The organism is Pseudomonas sp. GL_093, from assembly GCF_057837605.1.
Map to the genome: position 1 here is coordinate 6,778,878 of NZ_CM174448.1, position 14,501 is coordinate 6,793,378.

General features: G+C 58.2%; 15 protein-coding genes and 1 pseudogene. 9 read left to right on the forward strand and 7 right to left on the reverse strand.

The window, feature by feature from the left end:
• Positions 1-50: 50 nt before the first annotated feature.
• Positions 51-797, reverse strand: a complete 747-nt coding sequence (locus tag AC3IUE_RS31340; RefSeq protein WP_008150278.1) for a LytR/AlgR family response regulator transcription factor — start codon at positions 795-797, stop codon at positions 51-53.
• Positions 794-1,113, reverse strand: a pseudogene (locus AC3IUE_RS31345) (sensor histidine kinase); the annotation flags it as partial. The gene AC3IUE_RS31340 and the pseudogene AC3IUE_RS31345, both read right to left, overlap by 4 nt.
• Positions 1,114-1,256: 143 nt before the next feature.
• Here AC3IUE_RS31345 and argH point away from each other — a divergent pair.
• Entirely contained in the window at positions 1,257-2,651 is a 1,395-nt protein-coding gene (gene argH / locus AC3IUE_RS31350; RefSeq protein WP_046045092.1) for an argininosuccinate lyase, read from the forward strand.
• Between the two features lie 144 nt (positions 2,652-2,795).
• Here the strand turns inward: argH and AC3IUE_RS31355 are convergent, their stop codons facing one another.
• Positions 2,796-3,719 carry a CgnE/CgnB domain-containing protein gene (locus AC3IUE_RS31355; protein ID WP_489264614.1) on the reverse strand — a complete coding sequence of 308 codons (924 nt, stop codon included), beginning with the start codon at positions 3,717-3,719 and terminating at the stop codon, positions 2,796-2,798.
• Positions 3,720-4,176: 457 nt separating this feature from the next.
• On the opposite strand from AC3IUE_RS31355, the gene srmL reads away from it, so the two are divergent.
• The gene (srmL, locus tag AC3IUE_RS31360) at positions 4,177-5,325 is read left to right on the forward strand and encodes a PheS-related mystery ligase SrmL (RefSeq protein WP_489264615.1); all 1,149 of its coding nucleotides are present in this window, start codon (positions 4,177-4,179) and stop codon (positions 5,323-5,325) included.
• A gap of 145 nt (positions 5,326-5,470) precedes the next feature.
• Here the strand turns inward: srmL and AC3IUE_RS31365 are convergent, their stop codons facing one another.
• On the reverse strand, positions 5,471-6,130 hold the full coding sequence (locus AC3IUE_RS31365; protein WP_489264616.1) for a glutathione S-transferase family protein: 660 nt from the start codon (positions 6,128-6,130) through the stop codon (positions 5,471-5,473).
• 124 nt (positions 6,131-6,254) lie between these two features.
• On the opposite strand from AC3IUE_RS31365, the gene AC3IUE_RS31370 reads away from it, so the two are divergent.
• The 3 genes from AC3IUE_RS31370 (at position 6,255) to AC3IUE_RS31380 (ending at position 10,053) form a co-directional block, all read left to right on the forward strand.
• The gene (locus AC3IUE_RS31370) at positions 6,255-6,551 is read left to right on the forward strand and encodes a hypothetical protein (RefSeq protein WP_046045090.1); all 297 of its coding nucleotides are present in this window, start codon (positions 6,255-6,257) and stop codon (positions 6,549-6,551) included.
• 215 nt (positions 6,552-6,766) lie between these two features.
• Positions 6,767-7,012: a TIGR02647 family protein gene (locus AC3IUE_RS31375; protein WP_008150272.1), complete on the forward strand. Its 246-nt coding sequence runs from the start codon at positions 6,767-6,769 to the stop codon at positions 7,010-7,012.
• A 194-nt stretch (positions 7,013-7,206) separates the two neighbouring features.
• A complete protein-coding gene (locus AC3IUE_RS31380; RefSeq protein ID WP_489264617.1) occupies positions 7,207-10,053 on the forward strand; it encodes a class I adenylate cyclase in 2,847 nt (948 codons plus the stop codon).
• Between the two features lie 5 nt (positions 10,054-10,058).
• Here the strand turns inward: AC3IUE_RS31380 and rnk are convergent, their stop codons facing one another.
• The 3 genes from rnk to cyaY form a co-directional block, all read right to left on the reverse strand.
• Complete coding sequence (gene rnk / locus AC3IUE_RS31385) at positions 10,059-10,469, reverse strand: nucleoside diphosphate kinase regulator (protein ID WP_046045088.1); 411 nt, start codon at positions 10,467-10,469, stop codon at positions 10,059-10,061.
• A gap of 126 nt (positions 10,470-10,595) precedes the next feature.
• Positions 10,596-10,820: a DUF1289 domain-containing protein gene (locus tag AC3IUE_RS31390; RefSeq protein WP_082555745.1), complete on the reverse strand. Its 225-nt coding sequence runs from the start codon at positions 10,818-10,820 to the stop codon at positions 10,596-10,598.
• 4 nt (positions 10,821-10,824) lie between these two features.
• Positions 10,825-11,157: an iron donor protein CyaY gene (gene cyaY, locus AC3IUE_RS31395; protein WP_046045086.1), complete on the reverse strand. Its 333-nt coding sequence runs from the start codon at positions 11,155-11,157 to the stop codon at positions 10,825-10,827.
• A 330-nt stretch (positions 11,158-11,487) separates the two neighbouring features.
• Between cyaY and lptM the strand changes: the two genes are divergently transcribed.
• Genes lptM through AC3IUE_RS31415 form a run of 4 tightly spaced genes read left to right on the forward strand, consistent with a single transcriptional unit; the run spans position 11,488 to position 14,501 of the window.
• Complete coding sequence (gene lptM, locus AC3IUE_RS31400) at positions 11,488-11,670, forward strand: LPS translocon maturation chaperone LptM (protein ID WP_056738734.1); 183 nt, start codon at positions 11,488-11,490, stop codon at positions 11,668-11,670.
• Between the two features lie 9 nt (positions 11,671-11,679).
• Positions 11,680-12,927 carry a diaminopimelate decarboxylase gene (gene lysA, locus AC3IUE_RS31405; protein ID WP_046045084.1) on the forward strand — a complete coding sequence of 416 codons (1,248 nt, stop codon included), beginning with the start codon at positions 11,680-11,682 and terminating at the stop codon, positions 12,925-12,927.
• Between the two features lie 4 nt (positions 12,928-12,931).
• Positions 12,932-13,762, forward strand: coding sequence for a diaminopimelate epimerase (gene dapF / locus AC3IUE_RS31410; protein ID WP_046045083.1), 831 nt, complete (start codon positions 12,932-12,934; stop codon positions 13,760-13,762).
• Positions 13,763-13,775: 13 nt separating this feature from the next.
• Positions 13,776-14,501: a DUF484 family protein gene (locus AC3IUE_RS31415; RefSeq protein WP_046045082.1), complete on the forward strand. Its 726-nt coding sequence runs from the start codon at positions 13,776-13,778 to the stop codon at positions 14,499-14,501.

A 14,501-nucleotide genomic window follows, 5' to 3' on the forward strand; every position in this document is an offset into this window, starting at 1 on the left:
TGGCCTCAGACGTCCAGCAATCGGGATGAAACCCGCCCGTAAATGGCGGATTAAAGCTGTTGCATCATCTTGCGCACGCCGGCCACATGCCGTCGGCTGACGATCAGGGCGTCGCCGTTCAAGCCTTTGAGGAACAGCTGAAAATGCCCCAGAGGCGTGCGCTGCAGACGTTCGATGCGTTCGCGGGCGACCAGCGCGTTGCGGTGGATTCGCACGAAACGGTCGCCAAATTCATCTTCAAGGGCCTTGAGTGGCTCATCCAGCAGCACTTCGCCGCCTTCGTGGCGCAAGGTCACGTATTTGTGATCCGCAATGAAGTAGACCACCTGACCCAACGGGATCAGTTCGATACCTTTACGGGTACGGGCGCTGATGTGGCTGCGCGGGCCGCTGCCACTTTCGGCGGCGGGGCGGGTCAAGGCAGCGAGCTGGACACGATTGGGTCGCTCGGCTTTTTTCAATGCGTCATGTAAATGTTCAGTTCGCACAGGCTTCACCAGATAGCCCACGGCGCTGGCCTGCAGGGCTTCCACGGCAAATTCATCGGGCCCGGTGCAAAACACCACGGCGGGCGGGGTTTCGCGTTCGCACAATCGTGCAGCCACTTGCAGGCCATCGAGGCCTGGCATGCCGATATCGAGCAGCACGATATCCGGTTTGTGGCTGTCGATCAGTGCCAACGCCTCATCGCCGTTCGTGGCGCTAGGCTCCAGGACACTGTATCCCTCGAGTTCGCCAACCATTCGGCTCAGGCGCTCGCGGGCAAGGGGTTCGTCATCAACGATCAGGACATTCATATTGCGCTGGATTCCTGCGTGAGTCTCGCACAAGGATAGCGTAGACAGGTGAAGTGACGTCCGTCACCGCGATCCACGCTAAGACTAGCGCGAGGGCCAAAAAGTGCCGCCCGTCCGACGGCTAAATTTTCATCTGTCGTGCGTTTGGCGGCCCAGGCCCGCGTTGGCGAGGCATCGCCGTAGGGTTTGTTGATACACAATATGAACACCCCCTCTTCTTATAGTCAGCTGCAGCGTCTGGAAGTGCGCTGATCCTACTGTCCAACTGTAGACGGTTGCCGGCACGATATTGCTCAATTGAAAAATATCGTTGCGCAAATCCCCTCGGCATTGACTCGAGTATGGACCGCCGCCTGAGAAAAAAACGTATCGACCAGTGTCAGCGACAGGATTGGCAACCCTGTTATTATCCGCGACAGCTTTCTACGCCATCTTTCTTCAGCCGACACGAGCGAATTCATGAGCACTGACAAGACCAATCAGTCCTGGGGCGGCCGCTTCAGTGAACCCGTCGACGCCTTCGTCGCCCGCTTCACCGCCTCCGTCACTTTCGACCAGCGCCTGTATCGCCACGACATCATGGGCTCGATCGCTCACGCCACGATGCTGGCCAAGGTCGGCGTGTTGACCGATGCCGAGCGCGACAGCATCACCGATGGCCTGAAGACCATCCAGGGTGAAATCGAGGCCGGCCAGTTCGACTGGCGCATCGACCTCGAAGACGTGCACATGAACATCGAGGCGCGTCTGACCGACCGCATCGGCGTCACCGGTAAAAAGCTGCACACCGGCCGCAGCCGTAACGACCAGGTCGCCACCGACATCCGCCTGTGGCTGCGTGACGAGATCGACCTGATCCTGAGCGAAATAACCCGCCTGCAACAAGGCTTGCTGGAGCAGGCCGAGCGCGAAGCCGGCAGCATCATGCCGGGCTTCACTCACCTGCAAACCGCGCAGCCGGTGACCTTCGGGCATCACATGCTGGCCTGGTTCGAAATGCTCAGCCGCGACTACGAGCGCCTGGTCGACTGCCGCAAACGTACCAACCGCATGCCGCTGGGCAGCGCCGCACTGGCGGGCACCACCTACCCGATCGACCGCGAATTCACCGCCCAACTGTTGGGCTTCGACGCCGTGGGCGGCAACTCACTGGACAACGTGTCCGATCGTGACTTCGCCATCGAGTTCTGCTCGGCCGCGAGCATCGCGATGATGCACCTGTCGCGCTTCTCCGAAGAGCTGGTGCTGTGGACCAGCGCGCAGTTCCAGTTCATCGATCTGCCGGACCGTTTCTGCACCGGCAGCTCGATCATGCCGCAAAAGAAAAACCCGGACGTTCCGGAGCTGGTGCGTGGCAAGACCGGCCGCGTATTCGGCGCGCTGATGGGCCTGCTGACCCTGATGAAAGGCCAGCCACTGGCCTACAACAAGGACAACCAGGAAGATAAAGAGCCGCTGTTCGACGCCGCCGACACATTGCGCGACTCGCTGCGGGCCTTTGCCGACATGATCCCGGCGATCAAACCCAAGCACGCGATGATGCGTGAAGCAGCCCTGCGTGGCTTCTCCACCGCCACCGACCTGGCCGACTACCTGGTTCGCCGCGGTCTGCCGTTCCGTGACTGCCACGAAATCGTTGGCCATGCCGTGAAGTACGGCGTGGAAAGCGGTAAAGACCTGGCGGAAATGAGCCTGGAAGAGCTGCGCAAGTTCAGCGACCAGATCGATCAGGACGTGTTTGCCGTGCTGACCCTGGAAGGCTCGGTGAATGCCCGTGACCATATCGGCGGGACTGCACCGGCCCAGGTCAAGAAGGCTGTGGCTCGCGGCCAGGCATTGCTCGCCAGCCGTTAAAAGCTTCGCGGGCAAGTCGGATCCGACTTGCCCGCGATAGCAATGTATTCTGCGACGCGCCATAGAAGCTGCATGCACAGGCGTTGTTGCCACAGGGGATATAGAACAGCAGCTATGAACATTTACGGGTTGCTACTCCATTAACTAGTGTATCGGACTTACGCTCACGGATGGACTAAGGAAGTCTATGTGATAACCGGAAGACCCATCACCAATAGCTAAATGAACCCCACTGATGCCTTCATTCATTTGCGAGTTGATTTTGTAATCAATACTTGACGCGATAGACTCGTTTACCCCGATGGCGAACTCCGTCAGCTTAAGTCCACGAGAACCAGCCGCAAGATCCAGAAGCTTTATGTGCTCCTCGCTTTTTATTTTTAGTGAAGTGATGGTGTTGTCTTTAATTGACAAGAGCGCACCTTCCTCAGATATTCGATCACTCAGCCATTTAAGTGAGGCTTTCAAACCCTCTGGCAATATCGGATTAGGTTTTCTAAGCACAGTCAATATTCCCTCGACTTTTAATGTTCCGGTAAAAGAAAACGGGCAGGGCTCTTCTGGATTCATGTGTGCGTAGTGAACTTCAAAAAACTCCGCTACTGACTGAACAAAATCGTAAGACACGTCCTCTGCAAGTAATGCGTAAGGCTGGGCGTGCGGAAAAATTGAGACCTGCGCGTCGGCGTCGTTACCAGAAAGAAAAAATGAATCATGTGAGTTGAGCATGTTTAACACGGATCGCTGTGTGCATAGGGCATGTTCAAAATTGCTACTCAGCAAAAGCTTTAGGCTATAGAGCGCAGCAGCTACCGTGGGCTCGAACACTTGAGTTGCGCAGAAAACGCTTTTCTTGCTTTTTGTGTTTTTTGCCAGGTCAAACGTCATTTTTGCGGCGTCATTGCTAAAAGAAAAAACAATACTGTTTTTTGGTAATTTCTCTAGCTCAAAAATATTGGCCGTATTGAATCCCAAGAGCACACATTCTCTGAGGAAGTCCTCTGAATCCGCAACAATTGATAATTCCTCATGACCGAAGAGTGTCGATATAATATTCGTTGGCGACATAAAACCCTCCTTGTTTTTCCAATGCGCAGCAAGAATACTTACCGCGCACTGGTATCACTTACTCTTCAGTGTGAGCCCAAGCCAACGGTGCCCACCCAAAATTATCCGGCCCAGAAGTGATCCGGTTAAGCTTTTCTTTGACGAGCTTTTCATTTTTCATCTGATCATCCTTTTTCATTTTTTAGATTTAGCTCCCTGAACTGCTTGGGAGCGGGCTAATTAATACAGAATTTTTTGATGTGTTAAATGGTTTGTTAGGCGTTTTTTAGAATCAATTTATCTACCAAGGCTCTCAGAGAGTTTGATGCAGTTATTTGTGTAAGGCGCATCTGTAGTCCTGCTCTGAAAGTTTGATATTTTCAATTTTTTGGTTGTTGCAGATGATCTTGTGTCGTTAGGTTTATTTATGGGCTTGGTTTTTTGGCTCAATATTCAACTGTAGATTGAGGATCATATAGTGCACGCATCGAAGAAATACCTGTCAGATACGTCTGTCCATCAGGCCCTATTACTGGTTGATCTAACCGAAACAAACGATCCCGATCACGCCGTCCGGCTGCTGCTAAATGAAGTCCTCCAAGGACTCGCTGAAAAAGGCTGGCCTAAAGCACAGTTACAGACGGGGCCGCGGATTGTGTCCGCTGAAGAAAATTACGGTTTGCTCGGTTATGACCCGGCAGAGGTCACGCTCGGGAGTGAACACACCCGATGGGTCGATGAGTGCTCACTGTTGCGAACACAAACCACCAGCCAGATTCCGGCAGCGCTTCAGCGTGCGGCTCAGGTGCGGCAACCGGGGCAAACGATCTTGCTGGCCGCGCCAGGTATTACTTTCCGTCGTGACAGTAGAGATCGTTGGCATTGCGCGGAACCTCATCAAATGGATATTTGGGTGCTGGGTGATCTGGAACTGGCAACGCATGAACATCTGTTGCGTCTGGTCGGCGATATCCTCAAGTCCGCCGTTCCAGAGATGCCTTGGGTCTACAGCGACAGTCCGCATCACTACACGGAGGGCGGAATCGAAGTGAATATGTTGAATGACGGTGCTCCGGTTGAAGTGCTGGAGTGCGGTCGTATTGCGAGGTCTTTGTTGGAGCGCTTAAAGATTGATCCGCTGCATCATGGAGGGCTGGCACTCGGGATGGGGCTGGATCGCCTGACCATGTTGCGCAAAGGCATCCCGGATATTCGCTTGCTGCGCGATCAGAACGTTCGGGTGCAGACGCAGATGCATGATCTGAATCCATGGACGACGGTATCTCGCCTGCCGTCCATTGCTCGTGACATTTCGTTGGCGGTAACGCCGGGGCTGAGCGAAGAAGTATTGACCGAAAGGATGCTGCAGGCGGCTGGAGACTGCTCTGACTGGATCGAGGAGATGCAGGTCAAGGGGCGTTGGGAGTTCTCGGATTTACCCGCGCAGGCAATTGAACGCCTCGGGTTGCTACCGGGCCAGGAGAATGTGCTTCTACGCGTGGTGCTGCGTGATTGTTCGCGATCAATCACTACCGCTGAGGCGAACGCCTTGTATGCGGACATTCAGGCGGCGTTGCATGAAGGAGCGCCGGGGGCGGGTTACAGAATGGATGTGCCGAAGGCTTGAAATCGAACTACCCAAGTTACCACTGAACACCGCGTCATCGTTCATCGCTAGCAAACTCGCTCCCACAGGTTCAACGTGATCCTTGTGGGAGCGAGCTTGCTCCGGGCGGCGTTCCGAGGATGGCTGACTTCAGAACACTAAAAACCTACTTCTTGCCGGCAACCATCGCCAAAAATGCTGGCATTGCCGCATCCTTGTCCACCGCAATCCGCTGCACATTCGGATTTTGCCCCAGACGCTCCAGCAGCGCCTTGGCCGCCGGCATCTCGGCCAGCAAATCCAGGTCAAACAGCTTCTGCGCCACCGCACAGGCCAGCGGCACGCTGTAGAGGAAATACAAATCCGCAATGCTCAGGCTGTCACCTGCCACATAAGGGGCGAACTTGCCGTGCCTGCCCAGTGAGGCAAACCCCAGCAGCAACTCGGCTTTGGTCTTGTCCTTGATCGCATCCGGCACCGTCATGCCGAAAAATGCTTCGCCGTAGCAGGCTCGCCCCGGCAATTCGATGTACAGCTCGATTTCCTTGGCCAGCGCCAGGACCTGCGACCGCTCAAAGGGATCGCTCGGCAACAGCGGCGTGCCCTTCTGGCTTTGTTCGAGGTACTCGAGAATCACACTGGTTTCGTTGATGAAACCCTGTTCGACGCCCAGCACCGGTATCTTCCCACGCGGGCTGATGGCTAATGCCTCGGGGCTCGGCCCCGGGTAAAACAGTACCTCTTCAAACGGCAGTCCCTTCTCGAGCAGCGCCAGCTTGACCATGTTGTAGTAGTTGCTGACGGAGAATCCATAAAGCTTGAGCATCACATAGCCTCCAGGCCGTGCGGGGTTGGCAGGTGCCTTTTATAGAACGCCGCGACGTTTCTTGCCAGCAGCATCACAGCGCTGAATGCAGGTAAACTGGCCGCCTTAACTTGAGGAGCCTGCCATGAGCGAGCCAACCCCCGGCATCAACAACGACGACATCGACGAAGAAGAGTTCGCCGAAAACACCCTGGTCGAAGCCATCGAAAACCAGATCGAAAGCGACAACCCGCCTGCCGCCAAGGCCACCTTCAACAAGCTGACATTGGTGGGTTACGAGCGAGAAGAAATCCTCAATCTGATGGCCCACGTTCTGGCGGTGGAAATCGACGCGATCCTCGAAGAAGACCGCGCGTTCAACACCGAATGGTACGAAGCTGCGTTGCGTGCATTGCCAGAGTTGCCGCCGGAAAAGAAATAAAATCAAAGATCGCACCTGTCGAAGGTTGCGATCTTTTTCATTTCAGACAACCGTTTCTCAGACCCTGACTACACTGTATCCACCCCGCTGCCGCACCACCCACCGGGGAATGCTTCCCAAGGTGAAAAAACCCTGTTGCGAGCACTGGACATGCCGCCCGAGTGGGATCACCTTAGGGACGCTGTCGTCCAATTCCTAGAAAGTCTGGAGTCCTTATGTCGCTTACCCCTGAGTTGGTTGCCGAACTGGAAATCCTCGCACTCTTCAACCTGGACAGTTCCCAGGAAGGTTTGAAAATTCATCAGACCGCTGCCCCGAAAGCCATTGCCGCCGCCCAACGCCTGTTCGACAAAGAACTGATCACTCAGCCCGATGGCGGTTATCTGACCAGCCTGGGTCGTGATGCAGCGCAAAATGTGCAAACCGTTCTGACCATTCTCAACGTCCGGGAAACTGCCTGAGCATTACCGTAGCGCCCACGGAAACCCCTGCTACGGGATTTCCGCGGGCTCACTCTGTTACCTGCCGTCACCCCGCGATAAAAATCTGACGCCAGAAAAAACAAAATCAGCTTAAAAGTCCTGGAGCCGAGGCGCTAAACTGCCCTCATCCGCAGACACCCACGTCTGAGCCCCGCGAGCCGGTTTGAGCTGACATGACCCGCACCCATGAAATCCGCCCCGATCTGGACGAGGGAATCGACCGCAAGGTGCTCAGCCAGTTGCGCGCACGGTTTCTGAAGCTCAACGAAGGCCGTATGGCCCGCGCCATGGAAGGGTTGTCGACCCGCCAGCAAGCGGTGCTGACCCTGTTGCCGCTGTTTTTCCACGTCAATCATCCGCTGTTGCCGGGGTACGTTTCGGGTAGCACGCCGGCCGGGCTGTCGAATTACGAACCCGACGCCAACACCCTCGCCGAAGCCCAACGCCTGACCCGTTCGTTTTCCTATAAGCCCCGCCATGGCAGCAATCCGCCACGACCGATTCACGGCCTGTTCTTGATGGGCAGCCTCGGCACCCTCGCCCAGGCCGACCAGAGCGACATGGACGTGTGGGTCTGTCATGGGCCGGACTTGAGCGAAAGCGAGCTCACTGAACTGCGCAAAAAATGCCAGCTCCTCGAAGTCTGGGCCGCCAGCCAGGGCGCCGAGGCGCATTTCTTCCTGATCGACCCGACCCGTTTCGTACGCGGCGAACGTGATACGCAATTGAGTTCGGAAGACTGCGGCACCACCCAGCACTATCTGCTGCTGGACGAGTTTTATCGCACCGCGATCTGGCTGGCCGGACGCACGCCCATCTGGTGGCTGGTGCCGGTCTATGAAGAAGCGAGCTACGACCGTTACACCCACACGCTGATGTCCAAGCGCTTCATCCGTGCCGACGAAACCCTGGACCTGGGGCATCTGGCCTATATCCCGCCGGGCGAATTTATCGGCGCCGGGCTATGGCAGTTGTTCAAGGGCATCGAGTCGCCGTACAAATCGGTCCTCAAACTGCTGCTGACCGAGGTCTATGCCAGCGAACACCCCAAGGTTCATTGCCTGAGCCTGCGCTTCAAGCAAGCGGTGTTTGCCAATCGGCTCGACCTTGATGAGCTGGACCCGTACGTCGTGGTCTACCGACGCATCGAGGAATACCTGACCGCCCGTGGCGAGCCGGAACGCCTGGAGCTGGTACGCCGGGCGTTGTATCTGAAGGTCAATCGCAAACTCACCGGCAGCAACAGTCGCACTCAGAGCTGGCAGCGTTCGTTGCTCAAACGCCTGGCCCACGAATGGCAGTGGGATCATCGTCAACTGGCCCTGCTCGATAGCCGCAGCCAGTGGAAAGTCCGTCAGGTCGGCTCTGAACGCAGGGCCTTGGTCAACGAGCTCAATTACAGCTACCGCTTCCTGACCCAGTTCGCCCGCAACGAACAGACCGTCAGCCTGATCAACAAGCGCGACCTCAACGTGCTGGGTCGACGGCTGTACGCGGCCTTCGAGCGCAAGGCCGACAAGGTCGAGTTCATCAACCCTGGCATCGCCCCGGACCTGGCCGAAGACACCCTCACGCTGGTGCATGCGCCGAACAAAAAAGAATCGGGTCAAACTCAGTGGGGTTTGTACAACGGCAGCCTGACGGCCCTCGAATGGGAGCATTTCGCACCGATCAAGCGCAGCCGCCAATTGCTGGAACTGCTGACCTGGTGTCACCGCAACGGCGTGATCGACAGCAGCACTCGCCTGGCCTTGCACCCCGGCAGCAGCGACCTGAGCGAGTTCGAGCTGTTCAACCTGCTCGGCAGCCTGCAACAGAGCATCGTCCTGCCGCTGACGACTGTCGCCGAAGAGCCGTTACTGCGCGCCAGTGTGCCGAGCGAAGTGCTGATCCTGGTGAACGTCGGCGTCGATCCACTCAAGCACCACCGCGACCTGAACATCCTGATGACCACCGAGCGCACCGATTCCCTCAGTTACGCCGGCGTCCGGGAAAACCTGGTGCTGACCCTGGATCAGGTCACGCTCAATAGTTGGAACGAAGTGCTGGTCAACCGCTTCGACGGCCCTCACGCGCTGCTCGACTGCGTGCGCGATTACCTCAACAACCTGCCCGGCGGGCTACAACAACCCACGTTGCGGGTTCGGTGCTTCTGCCACAACCGCGCACAGTTTATTGCCCGGCGGGTCGAAGAGATCCTCGACACCGCGCAGAACCTGCTGTTGAGCAAACTCAATCATCGCTACCTGATTCAGGTCCAGCAGCACTACCACGTGCTGGAGCTGGTGCCCGGCCAGGTCAATCATGTCGCCCTCGCCACGCTGCCGGCGCTGGTCGATTACCTGGGTGAAGAGCGGGCAAGCTACAGCCCACTGCACCTGGACCCGATGGCATTGGAAGACCACGATCTGGCGCTGGTCCTGCCGATGGGCCAGCCCGATTGCATTCAGGTGTTCTACCGGATCAACGAATACCACGCCGATCTGTACGTGCTGGATGAATTCAATGCCTTATGGCAGCAGCGCTTGCCCTACCACGATGAGCAAAGCCTGCTGGTGCCGCTGCAACGTTTCCTGCAATCGATCCAGTACCGGCGCGACGCCTTGCTGCCGATGGACGTCGCCCAGCCGCTGAGCCTGGACACCTTGTATTACCAACTGCTGCCATCCGGCCCTGTACGGGCGCGTCGGGTCGAAGCTCGACCAGCGCCGCAAACCCCGGTCAACAAACCGTTCTACGATGTGCAGGCAATTGTCGGCAAAGCCGCACCGGGACAGGTGCAGGTCACGTTGTACTGCAATCAGCGGGAGTTTTCAGAGCTGGAACATGGCGACCGATTGTTTAGCGTGGTCGCCCGGGAAATCGTCGAGCAGCGCCGTGAAACCGAACGCTATCGCTGCTACATCACCGACCTGGACCTGTCGGGCCTGCTCGGTGATGGTCAGGGTTCCAGCATTTTGTATTTGCGCTACAAGGCTGACCTGGAGCGCGCATTGAACGAGGCGCTCGAGCAGGTCTGAGGGGTTCATTCCGGAAAGTGGCCGCCCTCGGCCGGCTGCGATTCGACTTCCAGCAGCGTCAGTTTGAGCGTCTTGCCGCCCGGAGCCGGCCAGTCGATGTGCTGACCAACCTTCAGGCCGAGCAGCGCGCTGCCCACTGGCGCCAGAATGGAAATCTTGCCTTCGTCGGCATTGGCATCCTTCGGATAAACCAGCGTCAGGTGATAGTCCTTGCCGCTGCCTTCTTCGCGGCAATGCACACGGGAATTCATGGTCACGACATCGGCGGGCACTTCATCGTGACCGACCAGGGTATCGGCGCGGTCCAGTTCGGTTTGCAGCGCGATAACGCCCGGCAGCGTGTCATCCAGGCTGTCGATCAGGCGCTCCAGACGTTGCACGTCCAGACGGGTAAGGGTGATTGAAGGTGCGGTCATGATTTGGGCAGACTCCTTTCTTCTGCACAGAAAAAGCAAAACCCCGCCAGAAAAAGGCGGGGTTTTCACGAGCCTCGATGGGTTGAGGCGTTTCTCGACACTATCACAGCTTAATAAATATACAAGTCAGGCCCCGCCGACCTGTTTGCGCTGTGCAGCCTGGGCGCAGATAACCCGCCGCCGATCGTCATCGGCCGAGCGCCATTCGCGGATGTCTTCGACATGGCGAAAACACCCAAGGCAGACCTTCTGCTCATCCAGCCGACACACACCGCTGCACGGCGAAGCCACCGCAGGGCTGACATTGCTGTAGAGCGGTTTGGGCGGACGAACGGGCGCAGGCTGGGTCACGATTTCACAGACCTTCGAAATCGAGCTCGGCGTCAGCTTGCTGCTTGACGATGCGCTCAAGCATTTCGCCCAGCTGTTCTTCGCTCTTGTCGCACATCCAGCGCTCGCTTTCTTCGTCGTAATCGAAGTGGAACCCGCCGGACACGGCCGCCAGCCACAGCTGCCGCAGCGGTTCCTGACGGCTGAAAATCAACTGGCTGCCGTTTTCGAACTTGACGGTGAGCACACCGGCCGAGCTCTCCAGATCGATATCCAGGTCACACTCGTCAAAAATATCTTCCAGCGTCTGCTGGGTGGCATCGACCAGGTCGTGGAAACGGGCTTCAGTCAAACTCATTGCGGGAACCTCAAAAAGTGTCTACTCACGCTCAAGCGCCGCAAGATACGGGCGAGCCCCGGTGATTGCAAAGGATAACGATCAAGCGTCGATTTCGATACGTTCAGCGCTGTACCTGTGGGAGCGGGCTTGCTCGCGAAGGGGCCAGCACATCCAACATGTTTGTTGACTGAACCACCGCATTCGCGAGCAAGCCCGCTCCCACAATGGATTGCACATAACTTACCGGCATCGTGCGAAGCCCCGCCGGACGGGAGCCCCGTCGCATAGGCAAGCTGCCGGGTGGCCGGTATACTCCGGCGCAATTAATGCATTTTCAAGGATTTCGCCATGAAGCGCCTGATCTCTTCCCTTGCTGCGCTCGCTTCGCTCGTCGCTTTTGTCAGCTTATTATCGGCCTGTGGTCAAAAAGGCCCGCTGTACCTGCCTGACGATAGCCAGGATCCTGCCGAGCAGGCCAAGTCGTCACAGCAAACTCCGTCGAAAGCACACAAGCACGACGTCTACCAATAAGGGAACGCCATGGACGCTTTTAACTACCGTGACGGCGAGCTGTTCGCGGAAGGTGTTGCCCTGTCCGCCATCGCCGAACGCTTTGGCACACCGACCTATGTCTACTCCCGTGCGCACATCGAAGCCCAGTACCTGGCTTACGCCGATGCGCTGGCCGGCATGCCGCACCTGGTCTGCTTTGCGGTCAAGGCCAACTCCAACCTGGGTGTTCTGAATGTCCTGGCGCGTTTGGGCGCCGGTTTCGACATCGTCTCCCGTGGCGAGCTGGAACGCGTACTGGCCGCTGGCGGCAGCGCCGACAAGATCGTCTTCTCCGGTGTCGGCAAGACCCGTGACGACATGCGTCGCGCCCTGGAAGTCGGCGTGCATTGCTTCAACGTCGAATCCACCGATGAGCTGGAACGCCTGCAAGTGGTCGCCGCCGAGCTGGGCGTTCGCGCGCCGATCTCGCTGCGCGTGAACCCGGATGTCGACGCTGGCACCCACCCGTACATTTCCACCGGTCTTAAAGAGAACAAGTTCGGCATCGCCATCGCTGACGCCGAAGACGTGTACATCCGCGCCGCCCAACTGCCAAACCTGGAAGTGGTCGGTGTCGATTGCCACATCGGTTCGCAACTGACCACCCTGCCACCCTTCATCGACGCCCTCGACCGCCTGCTGGGCTTGGTCGACCGCCTCGGCGATTGCGGCATTTACCTGCGCCACATCGATCTCGGTGGTGGTCTGGGCGTGCGTTATCGCGATGAAGAGCCGCCATTGGCTGCCGACTACATCAAAGCCGTGCGCGAGCGTCTCGACGGTCGTGACCTGGCGCTGGTGTTCGAGCCGGGCCGCTTCATCGTCGCCAACGCCGGCGTGCTGCTGACCCAGGTCGAGTACCTCAAGCACACCGAACACAAAGACTTCGCCATCGTCGATGCGGCCATGAATGACCTGATCCGCCCGGCGCTGTACCAGGCCTGGATGGACGTCACCGCCGTGCGCCCGCGCACTACCGCAGCTCGCGCCTACGACATCGTCGGGCCGATCTGCGAGACCGGCGACTTCCTGGCCAAGGATCGTGAGTTGGCCCTGGAAGAAGGCGACCTGCTGGCCGTGCATTCGGCCGGCGCCTACGGGTTTGTCATGAGTTCCAACTACAACACCCGCGGCCGTGCCGCTGAAGTGTTGGTGGACGGTGATCAGGCATTTGAAGTGCGTCGCCGTGAGACGGTAGCCGAGTTGTTTGCTGGCGAAAGCCTGCTGCCGGAGTAAACCCATGCTGCTGCGTTTTACCAAGATGCACGGCCTGGGCAATGACTTCATGGTCCTTGACCTGGTCAGCCAGCATGCGCACATCCTGCCCAAACACGCCAAGCAATGGGGCGATCGGCATACGGGTATCGGTTTCGACCAGTTGCTGATCGTCGAAGCGCCCAGCAACCCGGACGTGGATTTCCGCTACCGGATCTTCAACGCCGACGGCTCCGAAGTGGAACAGTGCGGCAACGGTGCGCGCTGCTTCGCTCGCTTCGTGCTCGACAAGCGCCTGACCGCGAAGCGGCAGATCCGCGTCGAGACCAAAAGCGGCATCATCGAACTGGATATCCGCAGCGACGGGCAGATCGGTGTCAACATGGGCGCACCGCGCCTGGTGCCGGCCGAGATTCCATTTGAAGCACCGGAGCAGGCCACGAGCTATCAGGTTGACGTCGACGGCACCCTGGTCGACCTGGCCGCCGTGTCCATGGGCAACCCCCATGCCGTGCTGCGGGTCAGCGACATCAATAATGCACCGGTGCATGAACTGGGGCCGAAAATCGAAAACCATCCGCGCTTCCCGGCGCGAGTCAATGTCGGTTTTCTCCAGGTCATCGACCGGAGCCGCGCGCAGCTGCGCGTCTGGGAACGCGGGACCGGGGAAACCCAGGCTTGCGGAACCGGCGCCTGCGCTGCCGCAGTGGCCGCGATCAGCCAGGGGTGGATGGATTCGCCGCTTTTGATCGACCTGCCCGGCGGGCGTCTGTCCATTGAATGGGCAGGCCCTGGCCAACCGGTCATGATGACCGGCCCGGCAGTACGCGTTTATGAAGGACAAGTGCGTCTTTGAGAGAGTCGAATCCATGAAAGATAAGCCCCAGGTTCCCGCCCTACAGCCCGACGAATCCCCTTCCGAAAGCCTTGAGGCGGCGGCGATTGCCGCGTACCTGGAGGCTCATCCGGATTTCTTCGTCGAACATGAAGAACTGCTCGCAACCTTGCGCATTCCGCACCAGCGCGGCGACACCATTTCGCTGGTCGAACGCCAGATGAGCATCCTGCGCGACCGCAATATCGAGTTGCGTCATCGCCTGTCGCACTTGATGGACGTGGCTCGCGACAACGACCGCCTCTTCGACAAGACCCGCCGCCTGATTCTCGCGCTGATGGACGCCACCAGCCTGGAAGACGTGGTGATCAGTGTCGAAGACAGTCTGCGCCAGGACTTCCAGGTGCCCTTCGTCAGCCTGATTCTGCTGGGTGACAACCCGATGCCGGTCGGCCGCTGGGTCACGCATGCCGACGCGCAAACAGCCATCGGCGGCTTGCTCTCGGAAGACAAAAGCGTCAGCGGCAGCCTGCGTGAACACGAACTGGACTTCCTGTTTGGCGAAGAACAGCGCAAACAGATCGGCTCCACCGCCGTTGTCGCCATCAGCTACCAAGGCATCCACGGCGTCCTGGCCATCGCCAGCCGTGACCCGCAGCACTACAAGAGTTCGGTGGGCACGCTGTTCCTCAGCTACATCGCCGAAGTCATGGGTCGCGTGCTGCCACGGGTCAACACCTCCCTGCGCTCGGTACGCTGA

Excerpts from the sequence above, each read along its gene's own strand:
- AC3IUE_RS31355 (WP_489264614.1), bottom strand. The coding sequence starts at position 3,719 with ATGTCGCCAACGAATATTATATCGACACTCTTCGGTCATGAGGAATTA.
- dapF (WP_046045083.1), top strand. The coding sequence starts at position 12,932 with ATGCTGCTGCGTTTTACCAAGATGCACGGCCTGGGCAATGACTTCATG.
- AC3IUE_RS31415 (WP_046045082.1), top strand. The coding sequence starts at position 13,776 with ATGAAAGATAAGCCCCAGGTTCCCGCCCTACAGCCCGACGAATCCCCT.
- AC3IUE_RS31375 (WP_008150272.1), top strand. The coding sequence starts at position 6,767 with ATGTCGCTTACCCCTGAGTTGGTTGCCGAACTGGAAATCCTCGCACTC.
- lptM (WP_056738734.1), top strand. The coding sequence starts at position 11,488 with ATGAAGCGCCTGATCTCTTCCCTTGCTGCGCTCGCTTCGCTCGTCGCT.
- argH (WP_046045092.1), top strand. The coding sequence starts at position 1,257 with ATGAGCACTGACAAGACCAATCAGTCCTGGGGCGGCCGCTTCAGTGAA.
- rnk (WP_046045088.1), bottom strand. The coding sequence starts at position 10,469 with ATGACCGCACCTTCAATCACCCTTACCCGTCTGGACGTGCAACGTCTG.
- lysA (WP_046045084.1), top strand. The coding sequence starts at position 11,680 with ATGGACGCTTTTAACTACCGTGACGGCGAGCTGTTCGCGGAAGGTGTT.
- AC3IUE_RS31370 (WP_046045090.1), top strand. The coding sequence starts at position 6,255 with ATGAGCGAGCCAACCCCCGGCATCAACAACGACGACATCGACGAAGAA.
- AC3IUE_RS31380 (WP_489264617.1), top strand. The coding sequence starts at position 7,207 with ATGACCCGCACCCATGAAATCCGCCCCGATCTGGACGAGGGAATCGAC.
- cyaY (WP_046045086.1), bottom strand. The coding sequence starts at position 11,157 with ATGAGTTTGACTGAAGCCCGTTTCCACGACCTGGTCGATGCCACCCAG.
- AC3IUE_RS31365 (WP_489264616.1), bottom strand. The coding sequence starts at position 6,130 with ATGCTCAAGCTTTATGGATTCTCCGTCAGCAACTACTACAACATGGTC.
- AC3IUE_RS31340 (WP_008150278.1), bottom strand. The coding sequence starts at position 797 with ATGAATGTCCTGATCGTTGATGACGAACCCCTTGCCCGCGAGCGCCTG.